The 14,509-nt window shown below is 56.3% G+C and carries 13 protein-coding genes and 4 pseudogenes; 11 read left to right on the top strand and 6 right to left on the bottom strand.

Annotated elements, in window-relative coordinates; genetic code table 11:
• The first annotated feature begins 274 nt into the window (after positions 1-274).
• The 6 genes from QO231_RS23325 to QO231_RS23300 all read left to right on the top strand — a co-directional run bounded on the left by QO231_RS23325 (position 275) and on the right by QO231_RS23300 (position 5,460).
• Complete coding sequence (locus QO231_RS23325) at positions 275-754, top strand: hypothetical protein (protein ID WP_316782076.1); 480 nt, start codon at positions 275-277, stop codon at positions 752-754.
• Positions 751-1,152, top strand: a complete 402-nt coding sequence (locus QO231_RS23320; RefSeq protein ID WP_316782074.1) for a phage holin family protein — start codon at positions 751-753, stop codon at positions 1,150-1,152. The genes QO231_RS23325 and QO231_RS23320 overlap by 4 nt, the downstream gene beginning before the upstream one ends.
• Entirely contained in the window at positions 1,142-2,338 is a 1,197-nt protein-coding gene (locus QO231_RS23315) for a DUF3618 domain-containing protein (protein WP_316782072.1), read from the top strand. Before QO231_RS23320 ends, QO231_RS23315 begins: the two co-directional genes overlap by 11 nt.
• A gap of 63 nt (positions 2,339-2,401) precedes the next feature.
• The gene (locus QO231_RS23310; RefSeq protein ID WP_316782070.1) at positions 2,402-3,349 is read left to right on the top strand and encodes a YihY/virulence factor BrkB family protein; all 948 of its coding nucleotides are present in this window, start codon (positions 2,402-2,404) and stop codon (positions 3,347-3,349) included.
• A 16-nt stretch (positions 3,350-3,365) separates the two neighbouring features.
• The gene (locus QO231_RS23305; RefSeq protein WP_316782068.1) at positions 3,366-4,343 is read left to right on the top strand and encodes an endonuclease/exonuclease/phosphatase family protein; all 978 of its coding nucleotides are present in this window, start codon (positions 3,366-3,368) and stop codon (positions 4,341-4,343) included.
• Positions 4,336-5,460: an AI-2E family transporter gene (locus tag QO231_RS23300; protein WP_316782066.1), complete on the top strand. Its 1,125-nt coding sequence runs from the start codon at positions 4,336-4,338 to the stop codon at positions 5,458-5,460. Before QO231_RS23305 ends, QO231_RS23300 begins: the two co-directional genes overlap by 8 nt.
• Positions 5,461-5,506: 46 nt before the next feature.
• Here the strand turns inward: QO231_RS23300 and QO231_RS23295 are convergent, their stop codons facing one another.
• Positions 5,507-5,761: a GlsB/YeaQ/YmgE family stress response membrane protein gene (locus QO231_RS23295; RefSeq protein WP_316782114.1), complete on the bottom strand. Its 255-nt coding sequence runs from the start codon at positions 5,759-5,761 to the stop codon at positions 5,507-5,509.
• A gap of 48 nt (positions 5,762-5,809) precedes the next feature.
• Positions 5,810-6,589 (bottom strand): PRC-barrel domain-containing protein, encoded by a 780-nt coding sequence (locus QO231_RS23290; RefSeq protein ID WP_316782064.1) that lies wholly within the window; start codon positions 6,587-6,589, stop codon positions 5,810-5,812.
• 345 nt (positions 6,590-6,934) lie between these two features.
• Here QO231_RS23290 and QO231_RS23285 point away from each other — a divergent pair, with 345 nt between their 5' ends.
• The gene (locus tag QO231_RS23285; protein ID WP_316782062.1) at positions 6,935-7,645 is read left to right on the top strand and encodes an IS6 family transposase; all 711 of its coding nucleotides are present in this window, start codon (positions 6,935-6,937) and stop codon (positions 7,643-7,645) included.
• A 52-nt stretch (positions 7,646-7,697) separates the two neighbouring features.
• Here QO231_RS23285 and istA read toward each other — a convergent pair.
• Positions 7,698-8,369, bottom strand: a pseudogene (istA, locus tag QO231_RS23280) (IS21 family transposase); the annotation flags it as partial.
• Positions 8,299-8,760 carry a hypothetical protein gene (locus tag QO231_RS23275; RefSeq protein WP_316782059.1) on the bottom strand — a complete coding sequence of 154 codons (462 nt, stop codon included), beginning with the start codon at positions 8,758-8,760 and terminating at the stop codon, positions 8,299-8,301. The gene QO231_RS23275 and the pseudogene istA, both read right to left, overlap by 71 nt.
• Between QO231_RS23275 and QO231_RS23270 the strand changes: the two are divergent.
• From QO231_RS23270 to QO231_RS23260, 3 genes and pseudogenes are all read left to right on the top strand, one after another.
• Positions 8,728-8,940, top strand: a pseudogene (locus tag QO231_RS23270) (ISKra4 family transposase); the annotation flags it as partial. The gene QO231_RS23275 and the pseudogene QO231_RS23270 overlap by 33 nt on opposite strands.
• A gap of 165 nt (positions 8,941-9,105) precedes the next feature.
• Positions 9,106-9,582 (top strand): hypothetical protein, encoded by a 477-nt coding sequence (locus QO231_RS23265; protein ID WP_316782058.1) that lies wholly within the window; start codon positions 9,106-9,108, stop codon positions 9,580-9,582.
• Positions 9,583-9,624: 42 nt separating this feature from the next.
• Positions 9,625-11,856, top strand: a complete 2,232-nt coding sequence (locus QO231_RS23260; protein ID WP_316782056.1) for a hypothetical protein — start codon at positions 9,625-9,627, stop codon at positions 11,854-11,856.
• 376 nt (positions 11,857-12,232) lie between these two features.
• On the opposite strand, the pseudogene QO231_RS23255 reads toward QO231_RS23260, so the two are convergent.
• Positions 12,233-12,835 (bottom strand): annotated as a pseudogene (locus QO231_RS23255) (transposase); the annotation flags it as partial.
• A 92-nt stretch (positions 12,836-12,927) separates the two neighbouring features.
• Entirely contained in the window at positions 12,928-13,473 is a 546-nt protein-coding gene (locus QO231_RS23250; RefSeq protein ID WP_316782054.1) for a hypothetical protein, read from the bottom strand.
• 3 nt (positions 13,474-13,476) lie between these two features.
• On the opposite strand from QO231_RS23250, the pseudogene QO231_RS23245 reads away from it, so the two are divergent.
• Positions 13,477-14,509 (top strand): annotated as a pseudogene (locus QO231_RS23245) (transposase); the annotation flags it as partial.

The following is a 14,509-nucleotide window of genomic DNA, read 5'->3' as shown; positions in this document are numbered from 1 at the left end:
TCAAGGTGCGGTTTGACGGTACTCCAAATTCTCAGACCCAATAGTCCTGATCGGCCTCGACGACCACCAAACTGGGAAAACGCTAATCCAGTTTAGTGTCTGCGTCCCACTCGCCGAGCTCTTCACCCTTACGTTACTGATAATCGCGGCGCTCATGCTGCGCTTGAAGCAACAAGGGGCATGAAATGCACAACGTATTCTACCTGATCGGAGTGATTGTCGTCGTACTCGCAATCCTCGGCTTTGTATTCTGAACCTGAAAAGGAGATTAAAGATGTCGACAGACAAAACACCTGCCGTCGGTCAGACCACACCGGCAACAACCCAAGCAAAGAACAAGGCTGAAGACCTCGCCAAGCAGGCCAAAGCAGCAGCGGGCAACCTCGCGCAGGATGCAACATCTGCGGCGGCAAGCCATGCCGATGCTGCCAAATCATCTGTGGCTGACGAAGTGTCCGGTGTTGCATCCGCTTTGCGGACCGCAGCCGAAGAAATGCGCAGCGGCTCACCGCAGGAGCGGACCTTCGGTCAGATCGCCGAAGGTCTCGCGGACGCCTCTGACGCCATGCGCGAGAAGGACCTGAGCGAGATGGTACAGGACGTCAGCGCGTTCGCTCGGAGAAACCCGTTGGTTTTCCTCGGTGGTGCCGCCCTGATTGGCTTTGCTGCCACACGTTTTGCCAAGGCGTCGAATGATACTTCAGCTGAATTGCCGCAAGCTCCCTACACTTCGACGACAGGGGATTTCTCATGAGCGACAACAACGCCAATAAGAGCGCGGGCAGCCTGTTGTCCGACGCCATGAGCAACGTAAGCGGTCTTGTACGCAACGAGGTCGATCTGGCCCGCGCGGAGATCAGTGAGAATGTCACCAAGGCGGGCGTGGCTGTCGGCCTGATCGCTGGTGCTGCCATCATTGCGCTTGTCGCTCTCAACGTGTTGGCCGCAGCTCTTGTTGCCGCGCTGACAGAAGCCGGAATTGACGCCGGCTGGTCCGCTTTGATCGTCGGCGTGCTGTTGGGCCTCTTGGCCTATGTGCTGATAAACAAAGGGGTCAATGATCTCAAACTCTCAAGCCTCGCGCCGACCAGGACAGTAAAGAACGTCCAGCGTGATGCAGAAGCCGTAAAGGATGTCTACGATGACAAATGATACCCGCAGCCCGAAAGAAATCGAACGCGAGATTGAAGAACAGCGCTCGGACCTGACGTCCAATCTCGAAGATTTGCAGGACAAGTTTTCAATCGATACGGTCGTGCGCCAAATCGGCGACCAGTTCCGCGAGCATGGCGGCGATATGGGCCGCTCGATCTCTGAACAGGTCAAAGCAAACCCGATCCCATTGGCGTTGACTGGCATTGGCCTGGCATGGATGATGTTCGGCAACGCGCAGAAACCTGCCACAAAGTCGCCTTCCTACGATGACGATGGCTATAGCAGCGTCGAGCGTGATTTCCGCCGTCGGCAGTTGGCAGAAGGTCGTCCTTACACGCCTCCAACTCGATACCCGTCGCAACACGACAACACACCGTCTTGGGCGCGCGATGATCACGAAGATGATGGTCCGTCGATGGGCGAGCGGATTTCGGCTGGCGTTGATTCCGTCAAAGACAAGGCCGCTCAGGCGTCTGACGCCGTGAAGTCTGGTGCATCGGCTACAGCCCATGGTGCATCCAGTGCAGGATCATCGATCGCTGAAGGGGCTGCACGCGCCGGCTCATCAGTTGCCGGTGCCGCTAGCTCTGCCGGCTCTTCCGTGGCGGGGGCCGCCAGTTCTGCGGGATCAACCATTGCCAGTGGTGCAAGGTCCGCACGCGATGGTATCGCTGCTGCTGGCAGCCGCATTGCCGAAGGCACAGAGACGATGTCCGAAGAGGCACGCAAGCGTGTGATCGCGGCGCGTTGGAAAGCCATCGAGATGCGCAACTCTGCGTCTCAGTCCATTGACCAAGGCACGGATGCTGTGGCTGATTTCTACGACCGCCAGCCTTTGGTTGTGGGCGCACTGGCGCTTGCGGTTGGTGCAGCACTTGGTGGTGCCATGCCCCGGACTAAGACCGAAGACGATATGATGGGTGCGCAGAGCGATAACCTGTTCGATCAGGCCGAACGCATATTCGAGGAAGAAAAGGCCAAGGCCATGTCCGTCGCCAAGTCCGTCAAGGACGAGGTCAAGGACATTGCTGCCGAGACCAAAGCTGATCTCGATTCCGGCGCACCGGGTGAGAAGTCTGCCGTCGAGGCGGTGGGCGACAAAGCCAAATCCGCTGCCAAGCGTGTCTCTGACAAGGCGCAGTCTACGGCAAAAGATGAAAACTTGGGCAAGCCCAAGACTTAAGTTGAAGCTGGATGGGGGACCGGCAACCGGTCCCCTTTTTCCTGAAATAGAACTGGATACACCATGGCACGTGGCCGCAAAGCCGATACACCGACGCAGGTTCCCGCCGCTGGCTGGAAGGACATCGCCTTTCGCCTGAAGGACGAGATCGGTGAGGATCGGGTGGGGCTAATCGCTGCTGGTGTTGCATTCTACGGTCTGCTTGCACTCTTTCCTGCGATTACCGCCCTGATTGCGATCAGTGGTCTGCTCGTGGAACCCAATATGGTTGTGGAACAGGTGCGCGCACTTTCTGGCATAGTCCCTGAAGAGGTCATTTCGATCATTACCACGCAGGCAACCGCCGTGGCTGGATCCCGTGAGGGCGGTCTAGGACTGGCCGCGCTGCTCGGTATTGTAGTCGCCCTTTATTCTGCGTCCAAAGGTATGGCGAGCCTGATGGAAGGCATCAATGTGGCCTATGATGAGCAAGAGGAACGCGGTTTCATCAAGCTCAAACTGGTGACGTTTGCGCTCACGATTTTTCTGATGATCGGCCTCCTGATTGCTTTGCTGTCTATGCTGGGTCTTCCGGCATTCCTCGCTTTTGTGGATTTGGGCAACGTCGTCGAGGCGCTCATCACGCTAGGGTTCTGGATCGGGCTCCTGGTGCTGACCATCCTCGGGCTTTCGGTGCTGTATCGCTATGCGCCATCCCGCGACGAGCCTGAGTGGAAATGGGCGTCGGTTGGAGCGGTTGTAGGGTGCGTGGTATGGTTGGTCGCGTCAGCTGGCTTTGCGTTCTATGTCAGCAATTTTGGCTCATACAATGAGAGTTTTGGCAGTCTGGCGGGGGTCATCGTGCTGCTTATGTGGTTCTGGATATCCGCTTTCATTATCTTGATGGGGGCAGAACTAAATGCCGAGCTTGAGGCACAGACCCGCATCGACACGACGCAGGGCAGGGACCAGCCCATGGGCCAGAGGGACGCAGAAAAGGCCGATACGCTAGGGGAGGCGGCGGGTAAGTGATTAAAAGGTTGAAGACATGGTAAACGCCGCTTTCTGGACGCTGGCGGCTATGGTAGTAATAACCACGCTGCTGCCACTAACAAATTCCGTGCAATGGTGGATACGGATGTGGGATTTTCCACGTCTGCACATTGCGATTGTTGCTCTCGCTCTTTTTTCCGTCGCCTTGCCCTTTGCGATCTCGCTCAAGCCTGTCTTACAAGGCCTGCTCGCTGCGGCATTCGTATATCAGGCCATTCAGATATTACCCTACACATCGCTGGCGCCGACTGAGGTCGAAATGGTGTCTGCACCTTCGCAAGACCAAGAAGTGCGTGTCTTGGCGGTTAACGTGTTGATGGAAAACACGCGCTACGATGATCTTATCCGGATCATCGCACGCGAAGACCCTGACGTTCTTCTGCTCATGGAAACGGATGCGGCGTGGGCTGAGGCGCTGGAGAGTGTTTTGGTGCGTTATCCGTCGGTCAAATCTCACATAGCTGACGATCATTACGGCCTCATTTTTGCGACGAAACTTGATGTTGTCAGCGCCGAATTTCTATGGCCGTCGGACGATGTTACGCCAGCGGTCAAGGCTGTTTTGCAGTCCCCAAACGGTCCTGAATTCAACTTCATCGGATTGCATCCACGCCCGCCTGTACCGGGCAACGATACAGAAACCCGCGACAGGCAGATCAAGGAAGCCGCCTTGATGACCTCGTCAGCTGATCGACCCACCATCTGCATGGGCGATTTCAACGATGTCGCGTGGTCGTGGACCACCAAGCGGTTCAAGCGGTACGGAGATTTCAGGGAGCCACGGGTAGGGCGCGGTATGATCTCCAGTTTCCACGCTGACTACCCCTTCATGCGTTTACCTATTGATCAGCTGTTCATCACTCAGAACGTTGGGTTGGTCTCATTCGCGCGGCTGGAAAACTTCGGCTCTGACCACTTTCCTATGGCCGCGACGGTGTTCTTTGCGGAAGGTGAGGCATCTGAGGATGGCTGATACGCATCAACCCGCGAATGGAATATCACCTGACCCCGCGGAACGTCGGTGGAAACGGTTAGAGTATCCGCTTGCAGGGATATTCGGCCTCTTGCTTTTGCAGGCTCTCGTAACGGCGAGTGATTTCCTTGTCCCGGTCGTGACCGCATTGCTGGGCTATTTTGTTCTTAACAGACCCCGCCGCTGGCTCGGCCAGATTGGTGTGCCGCCAGTGTTATCGGCCGGTCTCTTCACAACCTTACTCACCTTGCTCATCGTTATTTTGCTCGTTCAATTGAGCAGTCCAGCGGCTCAGTTCATCGAAGATCTTCCCTCATTGATGGAAGAGATCAAGCAAAAGCTAACCGCCTCCGGAGGCGCGTTAGAAGCCATAAATGAGGCCACTGATGCTGCTGAAGAAATCATAAGTGATCAGGATGCCGATACTGTCGCGGTTGAAGTTGTATCTAACAGCGGGTTCGCAGCGTCGATATTCAGCATGGCCCCCGGTTTCCTCAGCCGCATCGTATTTTCGCTGATCCTTCTGTTTTTTCTCGTAGCATCCGGCGATATGTTTCTCACCAAAACAGTGCAGAGCTTCAATCGGTTCAGCGACAAACGGCGCGCTGTAGAGGTGCTACACGCGATTGAAGACCGTTTGGGTTACTATCTTGGCGGCATTTCGATCATTAACGCGGGGTTGGGCGTCGCTGTCGCTATTGCGATGCATCTATGGGGCTTACCAAACGCGCTGATATTTGGTTTCATGGCATTCGGTCTGAACTTCGTGCCGTTCCTTGGGGGCCTGATGGGGGCATCAATTGCTGCGGCAGTGGCCTTTGTCAGCCTCGACGGAACATGGGCCGCAGCGGGAGTCTTTGTGACCTATGTTCTTCTGACATCAATCGAAGGACAATTTATCACCCCGCTGGTTATTTCGCGCCGGATGAAGTTGAACACGACAGTTGTTTTTCTGACGGTCGCATTCTTCGCGTGGATTTGGTCGGTGATGGGCATGGTCGTGGCATTGCCGATCCTGATCGTGATCAAGATCGTTTGCGACGAAACGAACACGCTTCCGACGCTCGCGCGTTTTCTCGGGGATCAAGACGACGTTGGCTCAAAAGAAGATGCCTAGCCATCGAAATGTGGCTGGCAATCCCTATCACCAGCCACCAGTTCAATCACGACTTATTGCGAATGAGACGTGCCGCATAGATCAATAGGCATGCACCGGCAGCAGCAACAATGAGTTGGCCAATCCACCCACCTAATGTGGTGCCGATGATCGCAATCAGCAACCAGTTGAGAACCAGTGCGCCGACAATGCCAAGGACGATATTCATCAACAGCCCTTGATCTGATTTCATAATCTGTTCTGCAATCCAGCCGGCAAGCGCGCCAAGGATGATCGAGCCGATCCAACCTATTCCGGTCATGTCTTTTCCTTCCATGAGACCCTAAGAGGGCAAAAAATGGGTGAAGCATCAAACACCGACGGACAGTCGGATCTGACGCTTCACCCTAAGATAGCGTAGCCGGGGACCGGCTACACCAAATTTCGCTAAGTCGAGGCCAAGCTGCTCGGCGAGACGCAGGCCAGGGTCCAGAACACGGACTTCGTTCTCGTTGTACTCCGGCATGTTCTCGAGCTGGGATTGCGTGAATTCTGGCAAGATCAACTCATCACCGCGCAGAATCAGCTTTTCAACCGGTACGGCGACTTCGTTTTCGCCCATACCGAGGAAGCCACCGACACCAACGATGGCCACAAGTGTTTGGCCCCGCATGCCGATGAAATCGACCTCGCCAACATCTTCGCCTGTTTCAGTCGCAACGCTACGGCCAATCAGGTCTTTGGCCTTACGGTCAAAGATCGGCAGCACGCGAACGGATTCCTGATAGCGTGCGCGGTCTTCGTCGGCCATATTGCCCTGCGCGTCGGCTTTGAAGTCTTCCATGACCACGCGGGCCTGCATTTGCTCAACCTCAACATCAGCTTCGCCACCATCCACGACGTTAACTTCGGCTTCTTCGCTGGTGACGGACACGTTGGCGCTGTTGCCTTGCTCTACGTTCACTTGCGCGTCTTCCTGCGTCACGTTCACGTCTGCAGCTTCTGAAGCGGTGACATTCACCTGAGCTTCACCTTGCTGAAATTCGATGCGCGGCTGCGCTTCCTGAATGGTGATCCATGGTTCAGGACGGATAAACCGCACAACCGGCTCTGGCTGGTCAAGATCGATGATCGGCTCACCGGTTTCCACGTTGTCACGTAGCAGTTAACACCAAGACTCTGATCTCAATGGTTTCAGAGTGATGGCTGTGCACTTAATAATGAGACTTAGCATTTAATCATAAGACTGGGCTTGGAATCTAGCAGTTAGTTTGAGACTGTGGCTCCTGTTCTCATCCGAGTCTGAGTTGCCATGTCCGATCCCTTACCCGAAGAAATTGATGATGCGCTCTGGCAAGAGGCGTGCCGCCGGGCGGATGCAATCCGCAAGGTCGTGAAGTCGAGCGACGACCAGACATCGGCGGCTGAAATTGCCGACCTCTCGAAGGGGCATTGCCAAGTTGTTTGTCGCGTTTGATTTGGCTATCGCCCTCTGATGAAAATTCCAACTGATATGTCGCGCCTAAAGGGCTTCCGCTATCCTCGTGAAGTCATTGCTTACGCGGTCTGGGCGTACCACCGGTTAGCCCTGAGCACGGCTGATGTTGAAGACCTCTTGGCAGCGCGGGGTGTGATTGTCAGCCGGGAAGCAGTCCGACTGTGGGTCAATCGCTTTGGTCAGCACTTTGCAGCTTGCATCCGTCGGGATCGACCGCGACCGAACGACAAGTGGCATATGGACGAAGTCGTGATCACGATCCGCGGCAAAAAGCACTGGCTGTGGCGCGCGATCGACGCGCGGGGAGACGTTCTTGATATTCTCGTACAAACGCGCCGGAATGCCAAAGCGGCAAGGCGGTTTTTCCAAAGACTGGTAGCCCGGTTCGGCGAACCCAGGGTCGTCATCACGGACAAGTTGCGCAGCTACATCAAACCGATCAAGACGCTGGCCCCGGACGCAGACCACCGCGCCCACAAAGGCTTAAACAACGCGATCGAGGTGTCGCACCGCCCGACCCGAAAACGAGAGAAAATAATGGGCCGGTTCAAATCCTACCGCCAGGCTCAGAGGTTTCTATCCGCGCATGACCAGATCAACCTGATCTTTCGCCCTCGTCGCTACCAACTCACAGCAACTTCATACCGCCACGCCCGCTCAGATGCGTTCAGCCTCTGGGCCGATTACACAGCCGAAATGGCGGCATGATCTACCCTTCGCCAATCCCTCACAATCTGTAGCCAACAACTTGGCAATACCCTTCGAACAGCTCCCGGCGCGAACGCCCGACCCGCCGCATGGTCCGGACATTGAGATCATCGAGCAGCTCGGCGATGGCCACGTTCAGCGCCTCGATGGAAAAGAACTGCCGGTTGCGCAGGCGCGCAAGGATCCAGCGTTCGACGATCAGCACCGCCCCTTCAACCTTGCCCTTGTCACGAGGTTTGCGCGGCCGGGTGGGCAGCACGGTCGTGTCGTAATGGGTGGCCATGTCGGAGAAGGTCTTGGTCAGCGACGGCTCGAACCAGAGCGGTTTGGCCACCGCGGCCTTGAGATTGTCGCAGACAATCGCCTTGGGCACCCCGCCGAAGAACTTGAGGGCGCGGACCTGAGCCTCGATCCAATCGGGCAGCTTTTGGCTGAGGCTGGCCCAGGCAAAGGTGTAATTGGACGCACCCAGAACCGCGACGAAGATCTGCGCGAGATATTGGGTGCCGGTGGCGGGGTCGATCACCGGGACCGTGTGCCCAGCGTAATCGGTCTGCATCACCGCTCCGGCCTCATGGCGGTTGCGATACCGGGGGCTGATGCGGTTCTCGAACGCGCGGTAGCGTGCGCAGAACCAGGTGTAGCCATAGCCATCAGGATGCGCCGCTCGGTATTCCTCCCAGAGCAGCACCAGCGTCACCCCCTTGCGCTTCACGGTCCTGATCTAGCGCCGGACATATCCAGTGGCGCTCAAACTCATGGCTGATGCCGTAGCGCCGCGACACGCGCCCCGGCGCAAACGCGCGCAGCGCCTGGGCGATAGGCATCGCGTCCTCATCGGGTGTCGCGCTGCCATCCGCAGTCGCACGCCAACCACTGCGCGCTTCATGGGCCTTCTCGGCCGTGTACGGTGTCGGGCCGAAGAACGTGCCGATCAGAATCTTACGCCGACCACGATCGGCTAGAGTGGCATCTAGTCGGCGGGCCTGGCTGTAGACCTCGGCAAACTGGTCCTTGAGCAACTCGTTTCGTGGATAGAGCGCGAGCACCTTGACCCAACGATCACCGACCGCGTCACGCTGGATAGCCTGACCAACTATGGGCGGCGATATCACAATGGTCTTCCGATCTCCTCGTCCCGCGCAGAAGGCTGCGTGGACGACATCGGCAACACACGTATGGGAAAACGCCGACGCTTGAGATGGTCACCAAAAGGCGCCCATCGCGTCGCCGTCGTGCGGGCAGCCGTTCTTGACGGAAGATTGACGAGCGCTTACCGCAGGACTGCAGCCTGACCACCAGGTTTTGCCCACTCCCCAGCCATGGTTCCTCCGACTGCTCAGCCCAAAGGCTTGATCGGTGCAAGGTTTGGGAGCATCATGTCCAGATCGTTGTTCGACATGGGAAAGTCAGACCTTACAACGAGCACTCGTTCGAATTCAAAATAGAGTATGAACTAAATGGCGAGCGAATTGACGCCCGATCAGGTGAACTTCCTGACACGATACCTAGGGATCAAGATGCCCGACACTGCCAAGAACGCAGGCTCGGGTCTGGTGAAAAAGCGCGGATTTTTGATCTCGCGCTGGCAGAAGATACCCGGGGAGTTGGCGGTTGAAATTGACACACTTGAATCGATTGTTCTGAAAGATCTTCCCCATGAGGATGCCGCCGGCTTTGCAAAAGCGCTCAGGCAGGCCCTCGACGACCTTGCGAGCGGTATGAAATCAAAGATTGATAGTGCGGTTGATGTTGCCGTCAATCTGGGTGATCCAAATTACGGGTCGGTCGCCACCGCAATCTCGGGCCTGCGAAACGAACTGGCGACGGATGCGGTCATTGTGGCACTGCGAAACAACGCGCTGGCCCCGGAAAACAACATCGAAGCCACAATTTCCTCGGCTCTTGATGAAGTCGAGGCAGCGTTGACCTCATAGTTCGCCGCCGCCGCGCAGACGGCTCACAATTGGGACAGCAACATGCTTGAGAAAATCAAAGCGCTCTTCGAAAGAGCAAAAAAAGGCGATCCGGTTCTGGCAAGGTTCAAGGGCCGTTTGATGATGTGCAAATCAAAGTTGCAGGCCGTTGAAGGATCAAAAGAAGAAGTTATGAAACCGGCCGAGGACGAGGCCCGCGCGCTTTGCAAAGAAATTGAAGAGGCACAGGCCTTCGCGGCCTCCTCTGGCAAGAAAGCGCAAGAGGGGTTCAATCTTCTGGCCAAGTCGGTCAACCACAAGCCCGTCGGCCTTGGGTCCTTGTTGATCAAAGAAGTGGACAAGGTCGAAAAGCAGGAGCTTTCACCAGAGGTCATTGAACGCAACAAACGGTATCTCGACGGCGACGAGTTGAAAGACGGGATTGTGGCGAATGATCTACACGCGCTGAGGAAAGGAGATCTGAAGTCGATCAAACAAACTTTCAGGGATCTGGATGGAAAGACCAGTCTCAGCAAGATACAGATAACTGAAATTCGGGAAGAGATCGTCAAGACAGTTCTGATGGTTCCCGATTGCTGCCGTGAACTGGCCAAAAATCCGAAACTGTGCGGTGAGATGATCGCCATGGCACAGGGCATGGGCATGCTGACCCCCGGCATTCTCAAAAGCCTGGGAGACCAGACCGAAGATGTCGCATGCAGCATCGTATTTCAACGCAGCAGTGTGAAGCTGGACCAAAAGGTCAGCAGTGGGGGCGGTAAGGGCTTCAGCGAAGCGGACCTAAACGAGTGGCTGATTGACATTATTCCTAAAGACACCTGGAACGACAAGAAAACAGGGTTGGGCGCCCGGGTGATCAACAATCTGTGGAATGCCGGAGATTTCGATTTGCTGTGCACCCTGATAACGAAAGATGTGGATCCATCTCTGCCATTCAGCCTGCCTCTGGTCACCTCACGCGGCACGCAGGAAGGCGTCTGGAGCGGATTTGTCCAACCAGTCGAGCATCTACTGGGCAACTACGTCAAGCTGGTTGCGCAGTTCAAGAAAGACCCAAAGCAGTTTGACCCCGAGATGCAAAAGAAACTCGCAGGGGCGCAAAAGGTTCTGGAAACGCTGGACGAACAGGGCACCAATATCTTGACGGATTTCGACGAGATTATGAAATGCGAAGCGATTGCCGCCTTTAAGAAACAACCCGGAACGGTCTGGGGGTTTGAGGATGTGCGCCTGCCATATGTTCAGGCGGCACGAGAATCCAAGAAGGGTGACGAACCGCTGCGAATGATCGAGCTTTGGACCGCGATAGAGGAGGTGCTGAAAGAAGAGGGATATGATCGGCTGTTGATTGATCCGGACAAGACCATCCCCGAAATCGTCGCGACCGGAGTTGCCGGTGCCAAGGAAAAGACTGCGGAAAAGAAAAAGGAGTATGAAGGCGCCGATTTGGATGAATTCCTGAAAAATTTCGAAGAGCAGGCCACAGCGTATCTGACACATCTCGCCAATCAGATCCCCAAGGGACAGTACGAAACCGCCGAGCAAAGCGGCATGGATATGGGCAAACTGATGGGGGGGTTGGCCTGCAACGCAGGGCTTTGGTGGGCGCTCGAGAATAAGAAGCCTGTCTACTATTGTCTCGATGGGCTCAACATGGATGAAGCGCTTGATTACAAGGCATTCAAGAATGCCCGCATCAAGGCGCATTTTGAAGGCGGACCAAAACATGCCGAGGTCATCACGCTAGGTGAAATTCGTGAGATCCTGAAGAACTGGTCGTCCATGAAAGACATTGTGTTCTTCATCGAACGCGGAAGTGTCATGAAGGATGTTTCAAGGGTCGAGAAATGGATCGAAACGATGAAGCGCAATGACGAGGAGGCCGGAAAGCGGCCAGCGCCGGTGTCAACTACCTTCAAGCCAAAACTGGACGACATCGGGGTCGAGGGCTTGTGGGAGGCGATTGAGGATCATCCGTACGAAGCGATGAAGGTCACGGTGAAATTCGTGACGCTAGAAAAGCGTGTGGCGAAGATGGCGAACCTAGACATCCTTCCGCTCTACCTGGAAAAGAAGTGCCAGTTTCTGATCGATTTCAAGATTATACCGGCGAACATGGCCGAGGTTTGCAAGGACTATCTAGAAAAAGTCAAAAGGAACGATGGGACTGAAAGTCAAAGTGACATGAATGCGGTGATCAAGGCACTGCCTGAAAGTCTGCAGGCTGAAATTTCCGGATGGCGCGTCCGCGTGGACAAATTTGCTGAACTTTAAGACGCATGAATTTCGAGGGCATCGTCAAGTTATCGACGTTTCTGGCGCGAAAGCCGGAATGCTAGATCTCAGGCTGTCAATCGGTATCCAATCGTGGGTCTGACTCAATGTTGAGACCGTTCAATTGACTGGGGTGCAATTTGCGATAGGCCATGGGAAGCTTCTACTTTCAGCGTAAAGTGGAAGTAGTGCCCCCGGGCGTTCTCTAATCGCCTTAGTCAAGTCTTGATCCTTTTCGCTGTCCATCATGCGTGCCGGGCTCTTCGGTTCTCTCCGCGGTCGCCGCGAGGACGCCGCATGTTTGCGTTCAGGGTTGGGTGGATCGAAGTGGTGTGCGCGGTCTGTCGGTGTTTGTCAAAGGAGTTGTCCGCCGATTTCATGCGGCGTCTCTGATTTCAGGGGCGCTGATTTCGTTTTCGGGGTTGAGCCAGACGGGTCCTGGGGGTTGCCAGTTTCGGGTTTTGCCTGACCAGCGTTCCGGTTTTTGCGCCCGTGCATTTGCATAGAGAATGGCGCGGTTGGCCAGCTTGGCGCGATCAAGGCCAGCATGGCGGGCATTTGGGGTGACAAATCGGGTCGCGCTGTGCAGGTGCTCGCCGTTATACCAATCGGCGAAGGACTTCACCCAGTCCTGTGCATCGGCCTTTGTGGCAAAACCCTTGGCCGGCCAGTTCGGGCGGTATTTGCAGGTTCGGAACAGGGCTTCTGAGAACGGGTTGTCGTTGCTGACGCGCGGACGACTATAGGAGGCCGTGATACCGAGCTTTTCCATTGTTACTTTCATCGTGGCACCCTTCATAGGGCTGCCATTGTCGGCGTGCAGCACCAGCGGGCGCGCGATACAGCCTTCGGCCAGCACCGCCTGCCGGATCAGGGCAGCTGCCAGGTCCGCATTCTCGCGCTCATGGACTTCCCAGCCGACAATCTTGCGGCTGAAGATGTCCACAATCAGATAGAGATAGAAGAACATGCCCGCGACCGGGCCTGGCTGTGACGTAGCAGTTAACTGTAAGACTGCGGCCGTTTTGCAAAATATTGGCCCTTAATGATGAGACTCCGATTTCTCATTTTTCAAATTAACTGCATCTGTTGGGGCGGTCCCCATTCGATCACCGGAGACACCAAGTGATCGGTCGCCTGGATGAACTTGTTCCTTGTTGGGCCGAATGTGTGCCATTGAAGCATCCTGAGCATTTCGGGCCCCGAGCGGTGAACAATGGCGACACCTGCCAGGAGAGCGGGACGAACATGGAGCGGCAGGATCGGATGCTTTGGCGAATGGTGGAATGACGTCAGCGTGGCGAGAATGGCATCGAACTCGGGAATGAGAACGCCAAGAACCCGGTAGCGCCAGAGATCGTCTTCACGCGGGAGCGGCCAGGATATCCGCCGGATTAGCAAAAGTCGTGCGAGTTCCATCGGTGAGCCCCAACTTGGGATTCCACCTTCAGCTTCGTCGTTCAGCAATTTTTCACCTTGAAGGGCTGCATCGCGATATGGTGCCAAGGCTTTGCTGTCGTCTGCGCGGGTTCCGTTATAGAGCCAGCCGCCGCAAATCGGGCAGGTGATCCGCCACCCTTGCAGCTGGCTTCGCCGGATCGGAACGGGTCCGGGCATGGATGGCGCTGCACGTCCCGGCACTGTCGTTTGGTGACCTTCTCAGATCAAGCGCCAGCGGTCGCGGGCCCTCGTGCACGTCGCACATCTCGTGTCTCACTGATTGTGCAGCATGTCGGTCACGCCGCGGGCGGTCGCCCGGCTGAGCGGTTGATGCATCGCTTGGGAATTCCGGTGAGCGACGACACGATCCTGCGCGCGCTGAAGCGCGACATTCACGCCAAAACCTCACAAGTTCGGGCCGTCGGCATCGATGACTGGAGTTGGCGCAAGAGCACGCGCTATGGCACGATCATGGTCGATCTTGAGCGGCACTGCGTTGTCGACGTGCTGGAGGACCGGAGCGTTGAGAGCTGTGCCGAATGGCTGCGCAACCATCCGTCCATTGAGATCGTAAGCCGCGACCGCTGCGGATTGTATAGCCGCGCCGCGCGCGATGGCGCGCCTCAGGCGCTGCAAGTGGCCGATCGGTTTCACCTTGTTCAAAACCTGCGTTCTGCCATTGAAGAGCAAATGAACATGTCCGGGCGCATGACAGGCCGCGCCCTTCTGTCGGATGCAGACAATGTCAGATCGGCGGCGCATCTTCAACGCGCGCGTCTGGCTCATCGGCGGTCACGCGAAGAGGTGTTCGCCACAACCCATGCACTGCGCGACGAGGGCCTGTCCTACAGCGAGATCGAACGTCGAACCGGCTTCAAGCGTCGTAGCGTGGCAAAGTGGCTGGCTTCCAAAACACCACCGGATCGGTGCCGCGCAACACCGACCCCGACATCGCCCTGGTATTTCGAAGAATATCTCGCGCGACGCTGGAAGGACGGACACCGGCATGGCCGACAGCTGTTTCACGACGTCAAGGAGAAGGGCTATGCAGGCAGCTATTCAAATCTCGAACGCCTATTGGGGGCGTGGCGCAGGGCCGAGAAGCCCGAGGCGAAAAATGCCCCACGCGTCCCACCCAAGCTCGAGCCAGTCAAAGACCCGCTGACCGGACACTTGATCTCACCGGTCATCGCGGCCGCGCTCTGCATCAAGC

Origin of the sequence: Sedimentitalea todarodis (assembly GCF_032595355.1) — a bacterium.
GTDB classification, from domain to species: domain Bacteria; phylum Pseudomonadota; class Alphaproteobacteria; order Rhodobacterales; family Rhodobacteraceae; genus Sedimentitalea; species Sedimentitalea todarodis.
The sequence above is the reverse complement of the archived record's forward strand: the minus strand, read 5'-3'. Positions and strand labels throughout refer to the sequence as shown.